The following is a 21,120-nucleotide window of genomic DNA, read 5'->3' on the forward strand; positions in this document are numbered from 1 at the left end:
GGATAGCGAGGTTTGTGAATCGTATAATCCGCCTTTGCGTGACCACATTGACCACGAATCGTGAACGCCCGACCCCAACTGGAAGACCTGCGCCTGTACTGCATCGTGGTGCGCTGCCGCGGCTTCGCCGCCGCCGCGCGCGAGACCGGCGCTTCCAAGGCGCTGGTGAGCAAGCGCATCGGCCTGCTGGAAGCCGCGCTGGGCGCCCGCCTGCTGCACCGGACGACCCGCAGCGTCAGCCTCACCGAGCAGGGCGAGGTGGTGCATCAGTGGGCGCAGCGCATCCTGGAGGATGTAGACCAGATGGGGGAGGCGCTGTCCGCCGAGCGCCTGGCGCCCAGCGGCCTGCTGCGCATCTGCACCAGCTCCGGCTTCGGCCGCAACCATGTGGCGCCGGCGCTGTCGGCGCTGGCGGAGCGGCATCCGGCGCTGGAGATACAGCTGGAGTTGCTGGACCGGCCGGTGGATCTCGTCGGCGAGGGCTTCCAGTTGGACATCCGCGTCGGCGCGGTGCGCGAGGCGGACCTCATCACCCGCCGCATCGCCCGCAACGCGCGGGTGTTGTGCGCCGCGCCGGCCTACCTCGCCCGCCACGGCACGCCGGCCACGCTGGCGGACTTGGCGCGGCACCGCTGCATCGTCATCCGCGAGCGCGACCAGGATTTTGGCCGGTGGACACTGGACGGCCCGGCCGGCACGGAGACGGTGCGGGTGAGCGGCCCGCTGTCGGCCAACAATGGCGAGATCGTGCGCGAATGGGGGCTGGCTGGCCACGGCATCATCCTGCGCTCGGCCTGGGACGTGGCGCCGGCGCTGGCCGACGGCAGCCTGGTCCGGCTGCTGCCGGATTACGCCCAGGCGGCGGACGTGTGGGCGGTGTATCCCTCGCGGCTGTCCACCTCGGCCAAGGTGAGGGTGTGCGTGGAGTTCCTGCAGGAATGGCTGGGCCGGGCACAGATCGGCGCGGGCGCCCGCGCCTGAGCGCAAGCCGGGCTCAGCCGGTCGACATCCCCGGCTGGTAGGCCTTCACCCGGTTGCGGCCATGGTCCTTGGAGCCGTAGAGGGCGGCATCCGCGCACTGCAGCAGCGCCTCGCCGCCGGTGGCGTGCTCCGGGAATACCGCGACGCCGAAGGAGGCGGTGAGGCGGATCTCGGTGCCGAACTTGTGCAGCGTGGCCTGCGAGATGGCGTCGCGCCAGCGTTCGGCCCGCTGCAGCGCCTCATCCAGCGCCATGCGCGGCAGCACGGCGAGGAACTCCTCGCCGCCATAGCGGCACACCAGATCGCTCTCGCGCGCCAGCTTCTGCAGCACACGGGCGGCCTGGGTGATGGCCTGGTCGCCAGTGACATGGCCATAGGTGTCATTGATGGCCTTGAAGTAGTCCAGGTCCACCATCACCATCGCCAGCGGATAGGCTTCGCGCCGGGCGCGGGCCAGTTCGCGCGGCAGCGTCTCATGCAGGTAGTGGCGGTTGTAGAGGCCGGTGAGCGGATCGCGCACCGCCTTGTCCTTCAGCTCCGCCTGCAGCGCGGAGATTTCCTCCAGCTGGGCGCGCAGGCGGCGGTTCACATCCTCCAGCGTGCTCTGGTAGCGCCGCCGCGCCTCGATGTTGCGGCTGACGCCGATGTAGCCGGTGAGCCGGCCGGCCTCGTCATATACCCGGGTGGAGACCACCTCGGTCCACACCTCGGTGTCGTCATGGCGCAGCTGCGGTGCCTCGAAGCGGAAGCTGGCGCTCACCTCCTCGCCCCGCGCCTCCTGCTGGCGCCTGCGCTCCATCGCCTCGGCGAGGATGGCCCGGCCGCGCTGGCCGAACACCTCGGTCACATGCCGCCCCACCACCTGCTCCCGCGGCACGCCGCGCATGCGCTCGTCGGCGGAGCTGATGAAGACGAAGCGCATGTCCGTGTCCAGCTGCCACACCACATCCTCGGTGTTCTCGGCGATGAAGCGGTAGCGGGCCTCGCTGTCGCGCAGCCGCCGCTCGGCGGTCCAGCGTTCGGTGATGTCCTCCGAGAACACCGCGATGCGGCGGATCTCGCCGTCGCGGTCTATCACCGGCACCGCCGAATTGCGGTAACACAGGCCGGCACGCTCATCCTCGAACACCAGCGGCTGCCTGTCCGCCAGCAGCCGCTGCAGGCGCTGGCGGCGGCTCTCGGCCACTTCGGCGGGAAAGTAGGAAAACAGATTGGTGCCTATCGCCGCCTGCTGGCCGACGCCGAAGCGCTCCGCGCCCGCCCGGTTGAGGACGAGGATGCGGCCCTCGCGATCGATCAGGACGGAGACGCCGGGCGCAGCATCCGTCAGCGCGCACAGATCCAGCGTGGCGGCATCCAGCGCCTGGGCGATGTCCCGCTCCGGCGTTGCCGAGTTGGTCATGGAAACAGGCAGCGGCGGCGGGTTGTCGGGCGGCGGCTTGGGGGGCTGGGAGGGGTTGTTCATCTTTCACGCTGCTGGGGAGCAGTACCAACAAATTCTTCATTTTCTTGCCATTATCTGCCCCCGCAGCGGCGCCGTGGCGCACACATTGTCACATCGGCCGCGCAGAAGGCCGCCTCCGCGACCCAAACCCGGTCCGACGTGGCAAGCCCCGTTTTCACACCCGGCGTTCCCCGCCCGGCGTTCCCCTCGCGTAACCGGGAACCCGCATCGACATGAAGACCACGCGCTTTTTCGCCGGATTTCTCCTCGTCCTGGACCTGGGCGCGACGGTCACAGCCCGCCCCTCCCGTTCCGGCGGCGGTGATGGACGCCGCGCCGCTACAATTCACGAAGCGTTTAAGCCTGCTACCGCAGCATTCACTCCATGCGCCGCCCTGCCCTCGCCCTGCTCCTCTGTCTCGCCGCCGCACCCGCCCTGCTGCAGGCGGGCGAGCATGACGTCGTCCGCCGGGCGGTGGAAGCCGGACAGTTGAAACCGCTGGCCGAGATCCTCGCCAAGGTGCAGGCGGAGCACCCCGGCAAGGTGCTGGATGTGGACCTGGAGCGCGACCGCAACGGCCGCCGTTACTACGAAATCAAGCTATTGAAGAACGATGGCCGCCGCTGGGAGATCCGGGTGGACGCGGAGACCGGCGCCGAGCTGGGTCGCCAGGCCGAATCCGCCGCGCCGCTGCAAGCGCTGGCTGGCGTGCTGCGCAGGCTACTGGCGAAGCACCCCGGCCAGGTGCTGGAGGTGGAACTGGAACAGGGCGAGGACGAGCACCCGGTCTACCAAGTGCGCATCGCCCAGGACGACGGCCGCCTGCGCGAGATCGAGATCGACGCCCGCAGCGGCGAGGTGCTGAGCGGCCGCGAACGCCGGCTGACCGCGATGAAGTCCATCAAGCCCCTGCCCGAACTGCTGGACATGGTGCAGGCGCGCTACCGCGGCGTGGTGCACGAGGTGGAGCTGGAGCACGACCGCGAGGGCCGGCGCTACTATGAGATCGAGCTGCGCCTGCCGGACGGCCGTGGCCTGGAGCTGCATGTGGACGCGGTGGATGGCCGCATCCTGCACGAGGAGGAATCGGATTGAAGCCGGCTGCGAGGAGCGCGCCATGCGGGTGCTGATCGTCGAGGACGATGCCGGACTGGCCGCGCGCATCGCCGAGAGCCTGCGCGCCGCCGGCATGGTCGCCGAGACCTGCGGCGACGGCCACGAAGCCGCCTTCCTCGGCAGCACCGAGGACTACGACGCCGCGGTGCTGGACCTCGGCCTGCCCGGCCAGGACGGCGTGTCCGTGCTGCGCCACTGGCGTGGCCAAGGCCGGCGCATGCCGGTGCTCATCCTCACCGCCCGCGGCCGCTGGAGCGACAAGCTGGAAGGCTTCGACGCCGGCGCCGACGACTACCTCACCAAACCCTTCCTGCACGAGGAAGTCGCCCTGCGCCTGCGGGTGCTTGCCCGCCGCGCCGGCGGCCACGCCGAACCGCTGCTGCGCGTCGGCCCGCTGGCCTACGACAGTAACGCCGACCGCTTCACGCTGGACGACGCGCCGCTCGCCCTCACCGCCCAGGAGCAGCGCATCCTCGCCTACCTCATGCGGCGCAAGGGCTGCGTGGTAAGCCGCGGCGAGATCGCCGAGCACGTCTACGCCCGCGATCTCGACCCCGACTCCAACACCCTGGACGTGCTCATCGGCCGCATCCGCCGCAAGCTCGGCCACCCGCTGCTGCACACCGAGCGCGGCCGCGGCTTCCGCCTCGCCGAGCCGGAGGGCGCCGCCGGCCCGGCCAGCCCGGCGGAGGATGGCGCTGCCTGAGCGCGGCGGCCTGCGCGGCCGCCTGCTGCTCTTCGGCTGCCTCGCCGCCCTGCTGGTGAGCGGCGCCGGCGGCTGGGTGCTGCGCCAGAACGTGCACGCCACCCTGCTGCGCGGCCTGGAGCAGCGCCTGGACGAACGGGCGGAACGCATCGCCGCCAGCCTGCTCGCCGCCCCCGGTGGCGGCCTGGTGCCGGAGCGCAGCCGCAACAACGACGAATTCAGCCGCATCTTCTCCGGCTGGTACTGGCAGCTGGAAGGCGCCGGCCCGGAGCAGCGCTCCCGCTCGCTGTGGGACAGCCGGCTGACGCCGGCCGACGCCTCGCCCCCCTCCTCCAGCCTCACCTCCCTGCTGGCGCCCGGCACTACGCTGCGCCGCCTGCGCGGCCCGCGCGACGAAGCCCTGCTCGGCCTCGCCATCCCGGTAGAAGCCGGCGGCCAGCGCGCCATGCTGCACGTCTATGGCCCGGCGGCGGAAACCGAGGCGGAGCTCGCCCGGCTGGACCGCATCCTGCTGCTCACGCAGGCGCTGCTCATCCTCGCCCTGGTCCTCGCCACCCTCGCCCAGGTGCGGCTGGGCCTGGCGCCGCTGCGCCGGCTGCGCGCCGCGCTGGCGGCGGTGCGCGAGGGCAGCGCCGAGCGCCTGGGCGGCGGCTACGGCCCGGAGCTGGACCCGCTGGCGGAAGAAATGGATGAAGTGCTGGCGCGCAACGCCCGCATCGTCGCCCGCGCCCGCGGCCACGCTGCCGACCTCAGCCACGCGCTGAAGAAACCGCTCGCCCTGCTCGGCGGCGAAGCCACCGCCGGCGGCAGCGAACTGCTGCGCGGCCAGGTGGCGGCGATGTCGCGCCTGATAGACCGCCACCTCGCCCGCGCCGGCAGCGGCGCCGGCGAACTGCGGCGGGTGGCGGTGGCACCGCGCATCGCCCACCTGGTCGCACTGATGCAGCGCCTGCACCGCGAGCGCGCACTGGACTGGCAGCTCACGGTGCCTGAACAGCTGCACTGGCGCTGCGAACCCACCGACCTGGACGAGATGCTGGGCAACCTGCTGGACAACGCCGGCAAATGGGCGCGGGGCAGGGTAACGGTGGGCGCCGCGGCCGCAGCCGGCGAACTGCGCATCCGCATCGCCGACGACGGCCCCGGCCTGGACGACGCCCAGCTGGAACAGGCCAGCCGGCGCGGCCTGCGCTTCGACGAGAACACCGAAGGCAGCGGCCTGGGCCTGGCCATCACCCGCGACATCGCGGAGACCTATGGCGGCCGGCTGGAACTGGGCCGCAGCGGATTGGGCGGGCTGGAGGCGGTGCTGGTATTGCCGGTTTAGGGTATTTCCGGTTTGGGATACCGGTGGCTCGGTGCGGCTAGCGGTCCGGAATGCTACCGGGGGTCAGCAGCACGGAAGCGACCTCGATTCCAACGCAATATGGCGCCGGACGGAGGCAGGGCCTGGCGGCAAGACGCCGCCGAAGACGCAAGGGGTCGAGGAAGAAGGCCCATCGGTAGACCAATGCAAGCCCCCTCCGCCGCAATGCCGCCTGACTCCTGGGCAGGCGCCGGTTTTTCCCTCTCCCCTCGCGGCAGAGGGCCAGGGAGAGGGGGCACCCCGTCAGGGGTGGCTGTGTTCTGGCCCCACGGACCTCCCCCCTCTCCCGCGAGGAGCAAGACGCCGCAGGCCCGCGAGCCTGAACCCTTCAGCTGGGCTCGGCACCAGCCTGCATGAGGACATTCCACGCGACCGCTTTCCCGCACGCGCCCCTGGCCGGCTCCGACGTCAAACTCAGGAAAGGAGTCAGCCCGCCTGTGCACAGCCGGCTCATGCCGTCCCTTGTCGGAATCCGGACCAGGAACTCACCCTCACGGCAGCTTGCGCAGCGCCTCCACGTCGATCTCCGGGCTTTCGAGGAAGTCCTTCTCCACCTCGCCGCGGATTTCGACCTGGACCTTGTCGTCGATATGCTCCGGCGGGAAATCCTCCGCTTCGATCTCCACCCGGATCTCGCCGGTGCCGTCGGAGAAGATGTACTTCTCGTTGCCGACCTTGCGCAGCAGGTGGCCGCGCAGCACCACGTCCTGGTCGTCCACCGGGTTCTTCAGGATCTCGGCCACGGTGGCGGGAGCCTGGTGGGTGGAAGGGCCGGTGTATTGCGCCTGGCCGATGGCGGGCTGGAGCAGGGCGAGGCTGCCGGCGAGCATGCCGCCGAGGAGGAACTTCTTGCTGATGTTCATGCTGGATGTCTCCCGTGAGGAAAAGGACGTCTCGATGTCACGGGAGTCATTCTTGCGCGCCGGCCCTTAACCGCCGGTGAACGGTCGGCGCGCGGCCGGGCGGCTCAGGCCAGCACCAGGTTCACGTCGATGTTGCCGCGGGTGGCGTTGGAATATGGGCAGACGATGTGCGCCTTCTGGATCAGCGCTTCCGCCTCGGCGCGGTCCATGCCGGGCAGCGAGATCTTGAGCTCGACCTCGATGCCGAAGCCGGTGGGCAGCGGGCCTATGCCGACGCTGCCGTCTATCGCCGCATCGGTGGGCATCTTGATCTTGTCGCGGGAGGCGACGAACTTCATCGCGCCGAGGAAGCAGGCGGAATAGCCGGCGGCGAAGAGCTGCTCCGGGTTGGTTCCCTCGCCGCCACCCCCGCCGAGCTCTCGCGGAGTGGTCAGCTTGACGTCCACGACGCCGTCGGATGAAACCGCGCGGCCGTCGCGGCCACCGGTGGCACGCGCATGCGCGCGGTAGAGCACTTTTTCCACACTCATCGGATACGCCTCCTCGTTCGGGATCGCCGGGAGGAAGACGGCGCCGCCGCCTTCCGCTGTGCGCGGCCAGGACAGCCGCGACTCCCTGAACCATAGAAGCCGGCAATGGCAATTGCGAGCAGGCCAGGAGCGGCCAACGGCCATGCAAACAGCGCTCCCGGGAGAGGGGATCGGCGCTCGATCGGTGAAGAAAGCGGCGGAGAAAAATGCGGCGTTCCTCGCCTGTCTCCGGCCCGTGGATACACGGGAACTGCGAGCGTCAGAACCGGCGTCTCCGCCTTCTCGCCGCGCCATGCATGCACCGAATCAAGCGGGCCGGTGTTCCGCAACGAGTTCCCGCAGCGCTTGCGCAAGCTGCACTACCACCGGCGCCCAGTTGCCCATTTCGCGTTGGCGGAACAGCCGCAGGGTGCCGGGGTACCAGGGGCTGTCCTCGCGCCCGTCCAGCCAGCGCCAGTCGGTCTTGTAGGCCGGCAGCATGACCCAGCACGGCTTGCCCAGCGCGCCGGCAAGGTGGGCGACGCCGGTGTCCACCGCGATCACCAGGTCCAGCCCCTGCAGCAGCGCGGCGGTGTCGGCGAAGTCGCCCAGTTCGCCGCCGAGCGCGGCCAGCGCCATGCCCGGCGGCGGCGCCAGCGCCTCGTCCTCGCCGGCCCCCTTCTGCAGGCTGACGAAGCGCACCCCGGCCGCCCCGGCCAGCGGCGCCAGGGTGGCGAGGCCGGGCAACGAGCGGTCGGCGTCGTTCTCGAAGCGCGGATTGCCCTTCCACACCAAGCCCACGCGCGGCCCGCCGCCGCTGGCGGGCGCCGCTTCGTCCAGCCGCGCCCGCCACTGCGCCGCCAATGCCGCATCCACCGACAGGTAGGGAATCTGCGCCGGAATGTCGGCCAGCCGCCGGGTGCCGCAGCAATGCGGCAGGCTGAGCGCCGGTATCCAGACCTCGGCAGCCGCGGCCGGCACCGCCTCATCCAGCCCCAGCACGGTATCCACCCCTGCCAGGCCGCCGAACAGGCGCTTCAGCCCGGCATGGCAGAGCACCGCCACCTCGGCGGCACCGGCCTGCTTCAGCTGCGTGGCATAGCGGCAGAACTGGATCATGTCGCCATGGCCGGCCTCGCAGCCGATCAGCACCCGGCGGCCGGCCAGTGGCTCGCCCTGCCAGCGCGGCATCGGCAGGTGGGCTTCCAGCACCCGCGCCCAGTCGCGCGCTTCCAGGCAGGGCCAACCCTCTTCATAGCGGCCCTGGCGCAGCAGCACATAAGCGAGGTTGAAGCGCGCCGGCCGGTAGTCCGGCGCCGTCGCCAGCGCCGCGCGGTGGCAGCGCTCCGCCTCATCCAGCCGGCCCAGGCTGGCGTGCAGCACACCGAGGTTGGTCCAGGCTTCCGGCTGCACCGGCGGCAGGCCGAGGGCGGCGGTGAAGGCGGCCTCGGCTTCGGCATGGCGCTTCTGCGCCAGCAGCAGCACGCCGAGGTTGATGTGCGGCCGCGGGTTGGCCGGCGCCAGGCGGATGGCCTGGCGGTAGCTGGCTTCGGCCTGCTCCGGCTGGCCGCGGCGGTCCAACACCTGGCCGAGGTTGGCATGGGCTTCGGCGAGATCCGGCGCCAGCTTCAGCACTTCGCGGTAGGCCTTTTCGGCGGCGGCCAGCTCGCCGGCGACCAACGCCGCGTTGCCGCGGCTGAAGGCGGCCTCCGCCTTGCGCAGCGCGCGCAGGGTGTTCATCGGCGCTTGGCCGCGGCCGCCCGCAGGGCGACGTCGAAGGCCAGGCTGGCCCACTCCGCCATCTGCGCCGGATGGTCGAACACCTCCAGCGGCGCCTCGTGGTAGCCCAGCGCCACCGTGCGGCCGCGCGAGGTGTAGCGGAAGGGCTGCAGGCCGAGGGCGGCGTAGCGCTGGGCGCTGGCGGCGTCGGTCTTGAAATGGAGGCGGCCGTCGACGATCAGCGCGAACATCAGGCCGTCGCGGAAGATGCCGTGGCCGCCGAACATGCGGCGCGCTTCCACCGGGGCGAAGGCGGCCATCTGGTCGACGACGAAGCCGGCGAACTCATCCTTGGGCGAGGTGCGGGCGTGCTTCATGGGGGGAACGGTAAGGCCGGGGATGTGTCTGGAAAGGGCAATCATGCCCCAGCCGGGCGGCAGCCGACAGCCCGCGACCAGCGCCCGGCACCGGGCTGGTGCATAAAACGCCCGGATGGTCCCCGGCCCGGTATATTGCGGTCTGCCTGCCCGCTCCGGCGGCGATCCCGGCCCAGACGCCCCGCTCCGAGACTCTTTGCGCCTTTTCTATGCCGCCTGTCCTGCAAGCCCCGCTCATCGCCCGCGGTCTTCTCGTCCTCATCCTCGCTGCCGGGGTGTATTTCTTCAGCGGCTTCCTGGTGCCGGTGCTGGCGGCACTCATCATCGGCTTCGCCAGTTGGCCGCTGTACCGCCGCGGCGTGCGGCTGTGCGGCGGCAACACCGTGCTGGCCGCCAGCCTGGCGCTCGTCGTCGTCATCGTGGTGCTGGTGGTGCCGCTGTCGCTGGCGCTGCACTACGCCCTGCAGGAGGCCAGCACCTTCATCGCCTGGCTGTTGCAGGCCAACCGGGTGGGCGCGCCGGTGCCGGGCTGGATCAGTTCGCTGCCCATGGTCGGCGAGCGGCTGGCGGACTACTGGCAGGAATACCTGGGCGAGCCGCATGCGCTGGGCGAGTGGGTGCAACTGCTGAGCGGCGAGCACCTGGGCAACATCTACCGCACCGCGCTGGCGGCCACCGGCAACCTGGTGAACCTGGGGCTGACGGTGCTGTTCATGCTGATCACCCTGTTCTTCGTCTACAAGGACGGCGAACGCATCGCCGGCCAGCTGGACATCGTCGGCGAGCGCATCCTGCCCCAGCGCTGGAACCGCTTCTCGCGCGTGGTGCCGGCGACGGTGAGCGCGACGGTGACCGGCATGGGCCTGATCGCGCTGGGCGAGGGCGTGGTGCTGGGCATCGCCTACTGGATCGCCGGCGTGCCCTCGCCGGTGTTGCTGGGCGTGGTCACCGCCTTCATGGCGTTGATTCCCGGCGGCGCGCCGCTGGCTTTCACCCTGGTGTCCATCTACCTGGTGGGCGCGGACAAGCTGGCGGCCGGGCTGGGGCTGTTCGTGTGGGGCACGGTGGAACTGTTCATCGTGGACAAGACGCTGCGGCCGCGCCTGGTCGGCGGGCCGGTGAAGCTGCCCTTCCTGCCAACCTTCTTCGGCCTGGTCGGCGGGGTCAAGACCATGGGCATCGTCGGCCTCTTCGTCGGCCCGGTGCTGATGGCGCTGCTGGTGGCGATCTGGCGGGAATGGCTGCACAGCGTGGAGCTGGAGGCTGGCCCCGCAACCGTGGAGGCGGAAGCCGCGCCGGTGGAGCAGCAGGCGCCCCCACCGGCGCAGCAGTCAGCGCCGCGCCGCGCGCCGGCGCAGACGGCGCCAGCCGGCGACGACGCCGCTCGCCGACACGACGAGGCCGAGTGCCGATAGCAGCCACATCAGGCCGTCCCAGGCCGGGCGGCGATCGAGCAGCCAGGGAAAATCGAAGCTGTGGGCGGCGTTGAACAGCCAGCGCCGCAGCCGGGCGTCGCTGTCGCTGCTGGCGAGCAGGCGGCCGTTGGCCGGGTCGATATGCAGCCAGGTGGCGGCGGCATCGTCCATCTCCACCCGCCACACCGGCAGCACCACCGGCTGGCGGCGGCCGTACCAGTAGCGGTCTTCCTCGGCGAGCAATTGCAGGCGCTTGATGGCGGCGCCGGGGAGCAGGCGGCGGGCGGCGGCGGCGATGGCCGCTTCGCCCAGCATGGGTGCCGCCCCATCCCCCGCCAGCAGGCTGCGCCGCCGGCCGGCGCCATCCGCCAGCAGCAGCATGGGCTGGCCGTCGAACCACCAGGCCTCGATCTCGCGCAGGCCGCCGCCCTCCTCCACCTGCAGACGCCGCAGCCATTCCGCCGACCAGGGAAATTCGCCGCGCTCGCCCGCATAAGCCTGCAGCGCCGCCGGCGGAGGCGGCTTGCGCGCCAGCCAGCCGCCGGGGGTCATGGACACCCAGCCGCTGGCGACCCAGGTGAATACGAACAGGCCGCCGGCCAGGCCGGCGAGGTGATGCCAGGCCATCCAGCCGTGGTGCGGCGTCACCGCGCCATTGCGGTAGCGCCGCCGCAAACGCAGGCGCAGCAGGCCGATGGTGATGCCGGTGAGCGCGGCGACCATGCCCAGGCCAGCGGTCCACAGCACCGTCTGCCGCCAGACGGTGTGCTGTTCGCGCAGCACGGCGAAGGTGTAGTAGTGGGGAATGGTGCCCAGCCAGGTCCAGCCACGCTCATGCCGGTTGGTGTCGCGCACCACCTCGCCGTTCACCGCCGATACGTAAAGCTCGGTGCCGGCGCCGTCCGCCACCGCGAAGCGGTGCAGCGGCCGCAGCGCCTCGAAGGCGTTGGCGTTCGGCAGGGTCCATTGGTCGCGCTCGCGGGTCTCCAGGTAGCGCACCTCGGTACCGCCGGCGAAGCGGCGGGCGATGGCGGTGGCGCGGGCGGCATCCACCACCGGGATGGCGCGGCCATCCCGCGCCGACAGGGTGACAGGCCGGCCGCCATCGGCGGTGCGCCACACCGGTTCGGCGCCGCCGTCGACGGTGGCCAGCATCTCCAGCCGCAGGCGGGCGAGCGGGAAGGCCGCCAGCCCGGCCGCGCGCCAGGCTTCGTCCGGCCCCAGCAGCGCGCCCTCCAGCTGCAGCGGCGGCAGGCCGGCCAGGCGCTCGGCCTCGCTCAGCGCGGGGAAGCGCACGTACATCATCACCAGCCCGGTGAGGAACCAGAGCACGAACAGCAGGCAGCCGCCCACGCCCAAGCAGCGGTGGACGAGGTAGAGCCAGCGGCGCAGGCGCGGCCAGAGGCGGAAGGGGCGGTGCTCAATCATGACGTTTTGCCGGTGGTCGCCCGCATCGGACCGAGGAGCCTGGGCTCGCGCCAAAGCCTGCGCCGGTGCCGGTTGCCAGCCAGCGCAAGCAGTTCGACGCCCGGGCGGCAGCGCAACCGTGGCAGCGCGACTGCCGCGCCTTCATCGGACACGCAGGCGGCAATGGTCCGTGACCCGCCTCCAGCCGCAGGCCGGCGAAAACCGCCGCCTGTGCCCCTGCCCCTCGCCCGCCTCATCGCCGCCCCGCTCAAAAGCTGAAGTTCGCCGCTACTTCGACGCTGCGCGGACGGCCGAGCACCCACTGGCTGTTGCCGTTGTAGGTGGTCTGGGCGTAATCGCGGTCGAACAGGTTGTAGCCGAACAGGCTGAGGCGCAGATCGCGGCGCAGCTGCCAGGACAGGGTGGCGTCCACCACGGTGTAGGCATCCACCTTGGCGCTGTTGGCGTTGTCCACATAGCGGGTGCCGACGTAGCGGGCGCCCAGGCCAGCGTTCCACTGCAGCAGGAAATCCCAGCTCAGCCACAGGTTGGCGGCCCGCTCCGGCACGCCGGAGGGGGTGCGGCCGCTGCGCGACACCACCGTGCCGCCGACCACTTCGTTGAAGTCGTCGTAGCGGGCGTTGAGCACGGTGCCGTTGGCATCCAGCTTCAGCGCCGGGGTGAAGGCGTAGGCCAGCGCGAGTTCGACGCCGCGCGAGGACTGGGCGCCGACCTGCTGGTAGACGTTGGGGTCGTCCGCATCCCGGATCAGCAGCTTCTCCTTGCGGATCCAGTAGCCGGCGAAGGTCCATTCGCCGCGGCCGCCGTCGAAGCGCTGCTTCACGCCCAGCTCGGCCTGCTCGCCGGTGGACATATCGAACTGGCTCTGCTGGGCGGTGGTGTTGACCACGCCGGTGAGCGGGTCGGCGGCGGTGGCGTACTGGCCGTAGAAGGACAGCGCCGGGGTGGCGGCAAACACCGCGCCAATGCGGCCGCTGGTGTGGGTGAAGGTCTTGTCGAAGTCCGCGCCCGAGGCGTTGCGCATGCCTTCGCGATCGACGTCGATGCGGTCCCAGCGCAGGCCGCCGACCAGGGACCAGCGCTGGCTGAGCTGCAGCTTGTCTTCCATGAACACCGACAGGGTGTCGGTGCGGGTCTTGAACAGCTCGCCGTTGGTCATCGTGCCCGGGAAGTTGCCGGGGTTGAAGGCGAAGGCGTCCAGCGTCTGCGCGGCGGCGCCGTTGTTGCGGTCGCGGTGGTAGCGCAGGCGGTTCACATCGAAGCCCAGCACCAGCTGGTTGTCCAGGCCGAAGAGCTGGCCGCTCCAGGTGCTGTCCAGCCGGTTGCCGACCTGCTCCAGGCTGTAGCCGATGAGCAGGAAGCTGCTGCGGGTAATGGTGCCGTTGGGATTGTAGCGGTAGCCCTCGGCGTTGCGCCAGTCGCGGCGGCTGTGCAGGCGGTAGGTCTGGTTGCGCACCACCACGTCGTCCGCCGGCTTCCATTCGAGGTCCAGGCGGGTCCAGTTGTCGCGGAAGCGCAGCTTGGAATCGGCGACGTTGTAGTTGGTGTCGCGCAGCCGGCTGTCGAGGTCGCCGTCTATCAGCGGCACGCCGAAGTAGCGCATCGGCTCCAGCTTGCCGTAGTCGTGCGACAGGGTGAGGTTGAAGGCGGGCGACACGTCCAGCCGCAGCGCCGCGGCCACCACCAGGGAGTCGGATTCGCCGCGATCCACGTAGCCGTCGCTGTGGTTGCGGCTGACGTCGAAGCGGTAGGACCAGTGCTCGTCCACCGCGCCGCCGCTGCCGAAGGCGGTGCGCCAGGTGTCGTCCGAGCCGTAGGCGACGCGGGCCTCGTTGACGATGGTGCCGCGCGTGGGCTTCTTCGGCACGGTGTTGATGGCGCCGCCGATGGCGCCCTCGCCGTACAGCACCGAGGCCGGACCGCGCAGTACTTCCATGCGCTCCGCCATCCAGGGGTCGAAGGGGAAGCTCACCGTGCCGCCGGAAACGTACATGCGGGTGCCGTCGTAGAGCCGCATCACCGAGGTGTTGCCGGCGAAGCCGCGGGCGGCGAGCGCGCCGCCGCCGGAGGTGCCGCTCTGGGTGATGCCGGGCGCGCGGGCGGCGGCTTCGATCAGGGTGGCGTCACCGCGGGCACGTATCGTCTCGCCCTCCAGCACGTCCACGCTGGCCGGGGTTTCCAGCGGCGTGAGCCGCAGGCGGCTGCCGGTGCTGGCCGGCAGTTCCAGGCCGAGGCTGGCGGTTTCGCCGCTGGCAGTGGCGGTGACTTCCGGCAGCACGGTTTCCTTTCCGGTATCGGCGAAGGCGGCGCCGCACAGCGCCAGCATGAGGCCGGCGGCGAGGCGCGGCGCGGGAGAGGGAGAAACAAGCGAGAGCGCCACGCGGGAAAGGCGTGGGCGGATGGAGCTGGCCATGTCGATACGGTCCCTGCAAGCGGCCGGGCGTCCCCGCCGGCCGGATGGCGAAAAAACGCGGGGCGAACGGGGCCCGACCGGCATGCCGCGCGCCGGGGCACGCGGGAGCCGCCCGGACAACGCACTCCCGCGGCGTCCAAGGTCTGTCGAAGGCCGGTATCCGGGCTTGCGGAGTGCCGTCGGCTTCATTGCTGATTCCGACGGCAGGCGGCTTCGCCTTCCCGCGCCTGCGGCGCAGTGGCTGCCGGCATCCTGGCGATGCCGGCGTGAAGCCGCCCCATCCGCTTACCGTTGCGGGGGCAGCACAGGCCTGGTCGGCCGCTCTAGGCGGCGCGGACGCACCTGTTTCCCGTTTAACCCCGGCCCGCCAGTGGGCGGCGGCCGGGGCACCTTCGATGGAGGATTCATGGCTTTTCCGCCCCTGCGGGCGGGAAAAGCGCCGGGCATTCTATACGCCGTTCCGCATAGCGTGGAACCCTGTCTCCCGCCGTCTTGCGCCAAGGCGTATGCTGATGGCCCGTTTTTCCGCCCCCCGCACCATGGCCAATCCGGATCTCTGCACCGAAGAGGAAATTACCACCCTGGTCCATCGCTTCTACGGCCGGGTGCGGGAAGACGCCCTGCTCGGCCCCATTTTCGACGCGCATGTGAGCGACTGGCCGGCCCACCTCGCCAAGCTGGTGGATTTCTGGTCCGGCATGCTGCGCGGCACCGGCCGCTTCCACGGCTCGCCCATGCGCGCCCACGCCGCGCTGCCGGACCTGGAGCCGGCGCTGTTCATGCAGTGGCTGGACCTGTTCCACGCCACCACCGCCGAGTTGGAGAACGAGGCGCTGCGGCTGCGCGCGGACGAGTTTGCGAAGAAGATCGCGGCGGCGCTGTGGCAGGGCTATCAGCAGCAACAGGCTCAGCAGTGAGGGCGGCTCATGCGGTCTTGAACCTGCCGCATTCAATCCATTCCAGATAAAACCAATGGCATAGTTCGCCACCCTGCCCACCCCTACAGCAGGGCGATCCCCGGCAGGTCGGCGAAGCTGCGTTCCCGCATCACCCGCACGAAGTCGCCAACATAGGGCCGCAGCGCCTTCTCCACCGTGGTGGCGGCATACAGCCGGCCGGTGAGGCCCTCGGCGCCGATGCGGCGGGCGCTGACGTAGCCGCGGTCCAGGTAGGGCCGCAGCGCCCATTCCGGCAGCGCCGCCACGCCGCGGCCGCTGGCCACCAGTTGCAGCATCGCCACCGTGAGCTCGGTGGTGCGCCGCGCCGGGCGGACGCCGGCGGGCGCCAGCACCTGGCGCACCAGGTCCAGCATCTCGTCGGCCACCGGGTAGGTGATCAGCGTCTCGGCGGCGAAGTCCTCCGCCACCAGGAAGGGACGCGCGTTCAGCGCATGGCCGTTGGCCAGCAGGGCGACGATCTCGAAGCTGAACAGCGGATGGCAGATCACCCCGCTGTCGGCCTCCGGCTCGGACACCACCGCCAGGTCGGCGCGGTTCTGGTGCAGCAGGCCGACCGGGTCGGGATGGAAGCCGGAGACGATGTCCAGCTCCACCTCCGGCCAGCGGCTGCGGAAGGCGTCCATCGCCGGCATCAGCCAGTCGAAGCAGGTATGGCACTCCACCGCGATGCGCAGCTCGCCGGCCACGCCGGAGGCCAGCCGCACGATGTCGCGCTCGGCTTCGTCCACCTGCGGCAGCACGGCGTCCGCCAATTGCAGCAGGCGTCCGCCCAGCGCAGTGAACACCAGCGGCACGGACTTGCGCTCGAACAGCGGCCCGCCGTAGCGCTCCTCCAGCAGGCGGATCTGCTGCGACAGCGCCGACTGCGTCAGGCACAGCAGATCGGCGGCGCGGGTCAGGCTGCCGGCGGCGCGCAGCGCGGCCAGGGTGCGGAGGTGGCGCAGTTCGAGGATGGAGGCACTCATGGAGTAAGGTGGCAAACATTAGAACGCCTAATTCAAACACAGAAAAACTTTCGTTTGAATGATGGGCGCCACCACGGAATCATGCCCAGCCTCGCATTCACCTCCCGGAGCAGAACCGTGATTCTCAGCCACACCCTGGGCTTTCCCCGCATCGGCGCGCAGCGCGAACTCAAGTTCGCGCTGGAACGCCACTGGCGCGGCGAGCTCGACGCCGCCGCCCTGGAGGCCGTCGGCCGCGAGCTGCGCCAGCGCCACTGGGCGCTGCAGCGCGATGCCGGGCTGGACTTCGTCACCGTGGGCGATTTCGCCTACTACGATCACGTCGCCAACCACATCCAGCTGCTGGGCTGCGAGCCCGCGCGCTTCGGCTTCGACGGCAGCGAAGGCGAACTGACACGCTATTTCACCCTGGCCCGCGGCGTGGCCGCCGATATAGCCGGGAGCGCCGCAGGCTGCGGCTGCGCTGCCGCCGGGCCTGCCCACGACGGCCGCCCGGCGCTGGAGATGACCAAGTGGTTCGATACCAACTACCACTACCTGGTACCCGAATTCCTGCCGGACACCGCCTTCTCCCTCGCCTCCAGCCGGCTGTTCGACGAGGTGGCGGAAGCGCGCGCCCTCGGCCACGCGGTGAAGGCGGTGGTGCTGGGGCCGCTGTCCTTCCTGTGGCTGGGCAAGGAGAAAGCAACCTTCGACCGCCTGGCGCTGCTGGAGCGCCTGCTGCCGGTCTACGGCCAGCTGCTGTCACGGCTGAAGGCGGCCGGCGCGGAATGGGTGCAGATCGACGAGCCCATCCTTGGCCTGGACCTGCCAGCCGCCTGGCGCGCCGCCTTCGAGCCGGCCTACATCGCGCTCGCCGCCGCCCGCGCGCGGCTGATGCTGGCCACCTACTTCTCGCCGCTGGCGGACAACCTCAACCTCGCCTGCCGTCTGCCGGTGGCGGCACTGCATGTGGACGCGGTGCGCGCGCCTGATGAGCTGGCCGCGCTGGCCGACTGGCTGCCGGCGCACAAGGAGCTGTCGGTGGGCATCGTCGATGGCCGCAACATCTGGCGCACCGACCTCGACCGCGCGCTGGCGCGCCTGCTGCCGCTGGCCGAGCGGCGCGGCGGCCGGCTGTGGCTGGCGCCCTCCTGCTCGCTGCTGCATGTGCCGGTGAGCCTGGCCGCCGAGGCCGGCCCGCGGGCGCCGCTGGACGACGAACTGCGCGGCTGGCTCGCTTTCGCCACCGAAAAGCTGGCGGAAATCGACATCCTCAAGCGGGTGTTCAACGACGGCGAAGACACCGTGGCCGAGGATCTCGCCGCCAGCCGCCGCGCCCTCGCCGCCCGCCGCGCCAGCCCGCGGGTGGCCGACCCGGCGGTGGCCGCCCGCCTGGCCGCGCTGCCGGCCGACGCCGACCGCCGCCGCTCCGCCTTTCCGCTACGCCAGGCGCGCCAGCGCGAGCGCCTCGGCCTGCCCGCCTTCCCCACCACCACCATAGGCTCCTTCCCGCAGACCGCGGAGATCCGCGCCGCCCGCGCCGCCTTCAAGCGCGGCGAGCTGGACAGCGCCAGCTACCGCGAGCGGATGGCGCAGGAGATCGCCCACGCGGTGCGCCGCCAGGAATCGCTGGGGCTGGACGTGCTGGTGCATGGCGAGGCCGAGCGCAACGACATGGTGGAGTACTTCGGCGAGCAGCTGGCCGGCTTCGCCTTCACCGCCAGCGGCTGGGTGCAGTCCTACGGCTCGCGCTGCGTGAAGCCGCCGCTGATCTACGGCGACGTCTCCCGGCCGCAGCCGATGACCGTGGAGTGGACCACCTACGCCCAGGGCCTCACCGCCAGGCCGATGAAGGGCATGCTCACCGGGCCGATCACCCTCCTGCAGTGGTCCTTCGTGCGCGACGACCAACCGCGCGCCGACACCGCGCTGCAGATCGCGCTGGCGATCCGCGACGAGGTCGCCGACCTGGAGCGCGCCGGCATCGCCATCATCCAGATCGACGAACCGGCGATACGCGAAGGCCTGCCGCTGCGCCACGGCGACTGGCGCGCCTACCTCGCCTGGGCCACCCGCGCCTTCCGCATCGCCGCCTCGCCGGTGGCGGACGAGACGCAGATCCACACCCACATGTGCTACGCCGAGTTCAACGACATCCTGCCGGAGATCGCGGCCCTGGACGCCGACGTGATCACCATCGAGACCAGCCGCTCCGACATGGAACTGCTGGCCGGCTTCGGCGATTTCCGCTACCCGAACGAGATCGGCCCCGGGGTGTATGACATCCACTCGCCGCAGGTGCCGGCCACGGCGGAGATGGAGCGCCTGCTGGAAAAGGCGGCGGCAGTGATCCCGGCACAGAACCTGTGGGTGAATCCCGACTGCGGCCTCAAGACCCGCGCCTGGCCGGAAACGGAAGCCGCGCTGCGGAACATGGTCGAGGCGGCGAAGAGGCTGCGGGTGCGATACGGGGGTTGAAACAGCCCGGCAGGGTGCTTCAGGCGGAGGGCGCGCTTCTCCCCCTCCCCCTCGCCGGGGCCGGGGAAAGCCGGTGTTCGTATAGGCGCTGGCGGTTATTCCAGCGCCGTGGCCGCCTATCCCCGGTCCCTCTCCCACGAAGGGGAAGGGGAGAAAACCTGATGCGGCCTATCTCAGCCGCGACGCCGCCGCCCGCTGTTTCCAGCGTCCTCGGAGCCTCTATGCAAGCGGCAACCCGGCCATTGAATAACCATACCGCCCGGGCTGAGCCTGCCGAAGCCCGGTTTCCATAATCCCCTGCGACAGCTTGAGTGAAACCGAAGAGCCCAGGGCGAACGGATCGCGTAAGCGACCGCAGGGTCGATAACCGGAAAGACCCCCGCCGCGGGTGATGGCTGAGGGCATTCCGGGAAGCGGCTCGATAAGGCCCTCTGAGCCCACCGGAGGGCGCGCGCAAAAATCCCCGGAGCCAGCCCAAGCTCACGCCGCCGCATAGGGCTCGAAACGGCTGCGGTTCTCGTCCGCCGCGGTCGCCACGCCCACCGGCGGAAAGGCGCGTTGCGGACATGCCGGGCGGTCGCAGACCTTGCAGCCCGCACCTATCGGCGTCGGCGCCTCCGGGTCGTCCAGCTTCAGGCCCTTGGCGTAGACCAGGCGGGCGGCGTGGTGGAGGTCGCAGCCCAGGCCGATGGCGAAGCGCTTCTCCGGCTCGCCGTAGCCGCCGCGACCGTGGGTGACGCTGCGGGCGATCCACAGATAGGTGCGACCATCCGGCATGCGGGCGAGCTGGGTCAGGATGCGGCCGGGCTGGGCGAAGGCCTCGTACACATTCCACAGCGGACAGGTACCGCCGACGCGGGAGAAGTGGAAATCGGTGGCGGACTGGCGCTTGGAGATGTTGCCGGCGCGGTCCACCCGCACGAAGAAGAAGGGCACGCCGCGCGCGTCCGGCCGCTGCAGCGTGGACAGGCGGTGGCAGACGGTCTCGAAGCCGACGCCGAAGCGGCGGCCCAGGCGGTCGATGTCGTAACGCAGGCCCTCGGCCGCCTCCAGGAAGCGCCGGTAGGGCAGCACCAGCGCGCCGGCGAAGTAGTTGGCCAGGCCGATGCGGGTCAGCGCACCGGCCTGCTCGCTGCGGAAGCCGGCGCCGGCGGCGAGGCGGTCTATCTGCTCGCCGGCTTCGAGAAAAGCCAACTGGGTGGCGAGCTGGAAGGCCTGCTGGCCGGGCTCCAGCAGCGGCGACAGGCGCAGCACCCGGGCCGCCGGGTCGAAGATGCGCAGCGGCGCTCCCTCGCCTTCCGCGCCGCCGCCCGCGCCCTCGGGCTCGTCGCGCACCACCCGCACCCCGTGCACCTGCGCCAGCCGTGCGGCCAGGCCGTCGGCGGTCCGCCCCGGCTGCAGCGTCCAGGCCTCGAACAGCCGCTCCGCCAGATCGTCCAGTTCGGCCACATGGTTGTGGCGGGCATAGAAGAAATCCCTCACCTCCTCGTAGGGCATGGGCGCGGCGAAGGGCGCGGCGCCCCTATCCTCGCCCAGGCGGGCGGCGAGCGCGTCCGCCCGCTCCTCGGCCTCGCGCCAGCGCCGGTCCAGCGCCAGCAACGCCCGCGCCACCGCCGGCATGTTGGCCGCCAGCTCGCGCACCTCCGCCAGCGCCACCGGTTCGGCCATGCCGCCCAGGGTCTCGCGCAGATCGGCCACCAGCCTGGCCTCGTCGTCATCCGAGAAGCGCTGCACGTCCACGCCCAGCGCCGCACTGATGCGCAGCAACACCGGCACCGTCAGCGGGCGCTGGTTCTGTTCGATCTGGTTGAGATAGCTGGGGGATATCTCCAGCAAGCGTGCCAGCGCCACCTGGGTCAGCCCGCGCTCTTCCCGAAGCCGGCGCAGACGCACGCCCATGAAGGTCTTTCTCGCACCGCTGTTCATACGCAACACCATTCACAAGATTCGCAAAATCAAGCTGCTTGATTCGCTTTATTTTGCTTTCATTCGCTAAATCAAGCACTTGAAGGACATACATTCTGCGTATGTTGTGAACTATGCGGAAAGAAAGCAAGCCCTGAAGGTAAGCGCGCGCTGAGTAGTGCAAGGGAAAGGGTTTGCTTCAGTGCCGCGGCCGCCGGCTGGACCAGGCGGGCGGCGACGGGGACCGAGCGGACCACGGGGAAAACTGGACGAGGGCGCTGCGATCATCGATGGGGGCGCGGTCCAAGCCAGTTCTTGGAAGCGCTTCTCCGCAACGCGCTCAGGCAGGCTGGCATCTCCAATCTGCCGCAGGGCAAATCATCGGCCCCGGAGCGGGAGAGCAACCGTGTTGGCCGTCAAGCGGGCGATGGGCTCCATGGGGTGTTGTTCTTGATCATGGCGTTCATGATGGTCAGGAGCTTGCGCATGCAGG

16 protein-coding genes and 1 riboswitch are annotated in these 21,120 nt (G+C 70.7%); of the genes, 7 read left to right on the forward strand and 9 right to left on the reverse strand.

The window, feature by feature from the left end:
* Window positions 1–60 precede the first annotated feature (60 nt).
* Window positions 61–981, forward strand: a complete 921-nt coding sequence (locus C7389_RS17270) for a LysR family transcriptional regulator (protein WP_133593765.1) — start codon at window positions 61–63, stop codon at window positions 979–981.
* Between the two features lie 13 nt (window positions 982–994).
* Here C7389_RS17270 and C7389_RS17275 read toward each other — a convergent pair whose 3' ends face one another.
* A complete protein-coding gene (locus C7389_RS17275; protein ID WP_133593767.1) occupies window positions 995–2,446 on the reverse strand; it encodes a sensor domain-containing diguanylate cyclase in 1,452 nt (483 codons plus the stop codon).
* 364 nt (window positions 2,447–2,810) lie between these two features.
* Here C7389_RS17275 and C7389_RS17280 point away from each other — a divergent pair, with 364 nt between their 5' ends.
* The 3 genes from C7389_RS17280 to C7389_RS17290 are packed head-to-tail and all read left to right on the forward strand — an operon-like array spanning window position 2,811 to window position 5,575.
* Window positions 2,811–3,521 (forward strand): PepSY domain-containing protein, encoded by a 711-nt coding sequence (locus tag C7389_RS17280; RefSeq protein ID WP_133593769.1) that lies wholly within the window; start codon window positions 2,811–2,813, stop codon window positions 3,519–3,521.
* Between the two features lie 22 nt (window positions 3,522–3,543).
* Entirely contained in the window at window positions 3,544–4,248 is a 705-nt protein-coding gene (locus tag C7389_RS17285) for a response regulator transcription factor (RefSeq protein WP_133593771.1), read from the forward strand.
* Entirely contained in the window at window positions 4,235–5,575 is a 1,341-nt protein-coding gene (locus tag C7389_RS17290; protein ID WP_133593773.1) for a sensor histidine kinase, read from the forward strand. The genes C7389_RS17285 and C7389_RS17290 overlap by 14 nt, the downstream gene beginning before the upstream one ends.
* Before the next feature lie 530 nt (window positions 5,576–6,105).
* Here C7389_RS17290 and C7389_RS17295 read toward each other — a convergent pair.
* The 4 genes from C7389_RS17295 to C7389_RS17310 form a co-directional block, all read right to left on the reverse strand.
* Window positions 6,106–6,477, reverse strand: coding sequence for a YgiW/YdeI family stress tolerance OB fold protein (locus C7389_RS17295; RefSeq protein ID WP_211168485.1), 372 nt, complete (start codon window positions 6,475–6,477; stop codon window positions 6,106–6,108).
* Window positions 6,478–6,581: 104 nt separating this feature from the next.
* Complete coding sequence (locus tag C7389_RS17300; RefSeq protein ID WP_133593775.1) at window positions 6,582–7,007, reverse strand: organic hydroperoxide resistance protein; 426 nt, start codon at window positions 7,005–7,007, stop codon at window positions 6,582–6,584.
* A gap of 306 nt (window positions 7,008–7,313) precedes the next feature.
* On the reverse strand, window positions 7,314–8,726 hold the full coding sequence (locus C7389_RS17305; RefSeq protein ID WP_133593777.1) for a tetratricopeptide repeat protein: 1,413 nt from the start codon (window positions 8,724–8,726) through the stop codon (window positions 7,314–7,316).
* The gene (locus C7389_RS17310; RefSeq protein WP_133593779.1) at window positions 8,723–9,082 is read right to left on the reverse strand and encodes a TfoX/Sxy family protein; all 360 of its coding nucleotides are present in this window, start codon (window positions 9,080–9,082) and stop codon (window positions 8,723–8,725) included. Before C7389_RS17310 ends, C7389_RS17305 begins: the two co-directional genes overlap by 4 nt.
* 209 nt (window positions 9,083–9,291) lie before the next feature.
* On the opposite strand from C7389_RS17310, the gene C7389_RS17315 reads away from it, so the two are divergent.
* Window positions 9,292–10,497, forward strand: a complete 1,206-nt coding sequence (locus C7389_RS17315; protein WP_133593781.1) for an AI-2E family transporter — start codon at window positions 9,292–9,294, stop codon at window positions 10,495–10,497.
* On the opposite strand, the gene C7389_RS17320 is transcribed toward C7389_RS17315, so the two are convergent.
* Both C7389_RS17320 and C7389_RS17325 read right to left on the reverse strand, forming a co-directional pair.
* Window positions 10,414–11,925: a PepSY domain-containing protein gene (locus C7389_RS17320; RefSeq protein ID WP_133593783.1), complete on the reverse strand. Its 1,512-nt coding sequence runs from the start codon at window positions 11,923–11,925 to the stop codon at window positions 10,414–10,416. The two genes, C7389_RS17315 and C7389_RS17320, sit on opposite strands and share 84 nt — an antisense overlap.
* A 247-nt stretch (window positions 11,926–12,172) precedes the next feature.
* Entirely contained in the window at window positions 12,173–14,338 is a 2,166-nt protein-coding gene (locus C7389_RS17325; protein WP_133593785.1) for a TonB-dependent receptor, read from the reverse strand.
* A 134-nt stretch (window positions 14,339–14,472) separates the two neighbouring features.
* A riboswitch (cobalamin riboswitch) is annotated at window positions 14,473–14,747 on the reverse strand.
* Window positions 14,748–14,850: 103 nt separating this feature from the next.
* Between C7389_RS17325 and C7389_RS17330 the strand changes: the two genes are divergently transcribed.
* Window positions 14,851–15,255: a group III truncated hemoglobin gene (locus C7389_RS17330; RefSeq protein WP_211168484.1), complete on the forward strand. Its 405-nt coding sequence runs from the start codon at window positions 14,851–14,853 to the stop codon at window positions 15,253–15,255.
* Window positions 15,256–15,338: 83 nt separating this feature from the next.
* Here C7389_RS17330 and C7389_RS17335 read toward each other — a convergent pair whose 3' ends face one another.
* Window positions 15,339–16,262, reverse strand: a complete 924-nt coding sequence (locus C7389_RS17335; RefSeq protein WP_133593787.1) for a LysR family transcriptional regulator — start codon at window positions 16,260–16,262, stop codon at window positions 15,339–15,341.
* 117 nt (window positions 16,263–16,379) lie between these two features.
* Between C7389_RS17335 and metE the strand changes: the two genes are divergently transcribed.
* A complete protein-coding gene (gene metE / locus C7389_RS17340; protein WP_246034847.1) occupies window positions 16,380–18,722 on the forward strand; it encodes a 5-methyltetrahydropteroyltriglutamate--homocysteine S-methyltransferase in 2,343 nt (780 codons plus the stop codon).
* A 480-nt stretch (window positions 18,723–19,202) separates the two neighbouring features.
* On the opposite strand, the gene C7389_RS17345 is transcribed toward metE, so the two are convergent.
* A complete protein-coding gene (locus tag C7389_RS17345; protein WP_133593812.1) occupies window positions 19,203–20,648 on the reverse strand; it encodes a short-chain fatty acyl-CoA regulator family protein in 1,446 nt (481 codons plus the stop codon).
* Window positions 20,649–21,120 lie beyond the last annotated feature (472 nt).

The sequence above is a fragment of the Azoarcus indigens genome (genome assembly GCF_004361735.1).
Classification (GTDB): Bacteria; Pseudomonadota; Gammaproteobacteria; order Burkholderiales; family Rhodocyclaceae; genus Azoarcus; species Azoarcus indigens.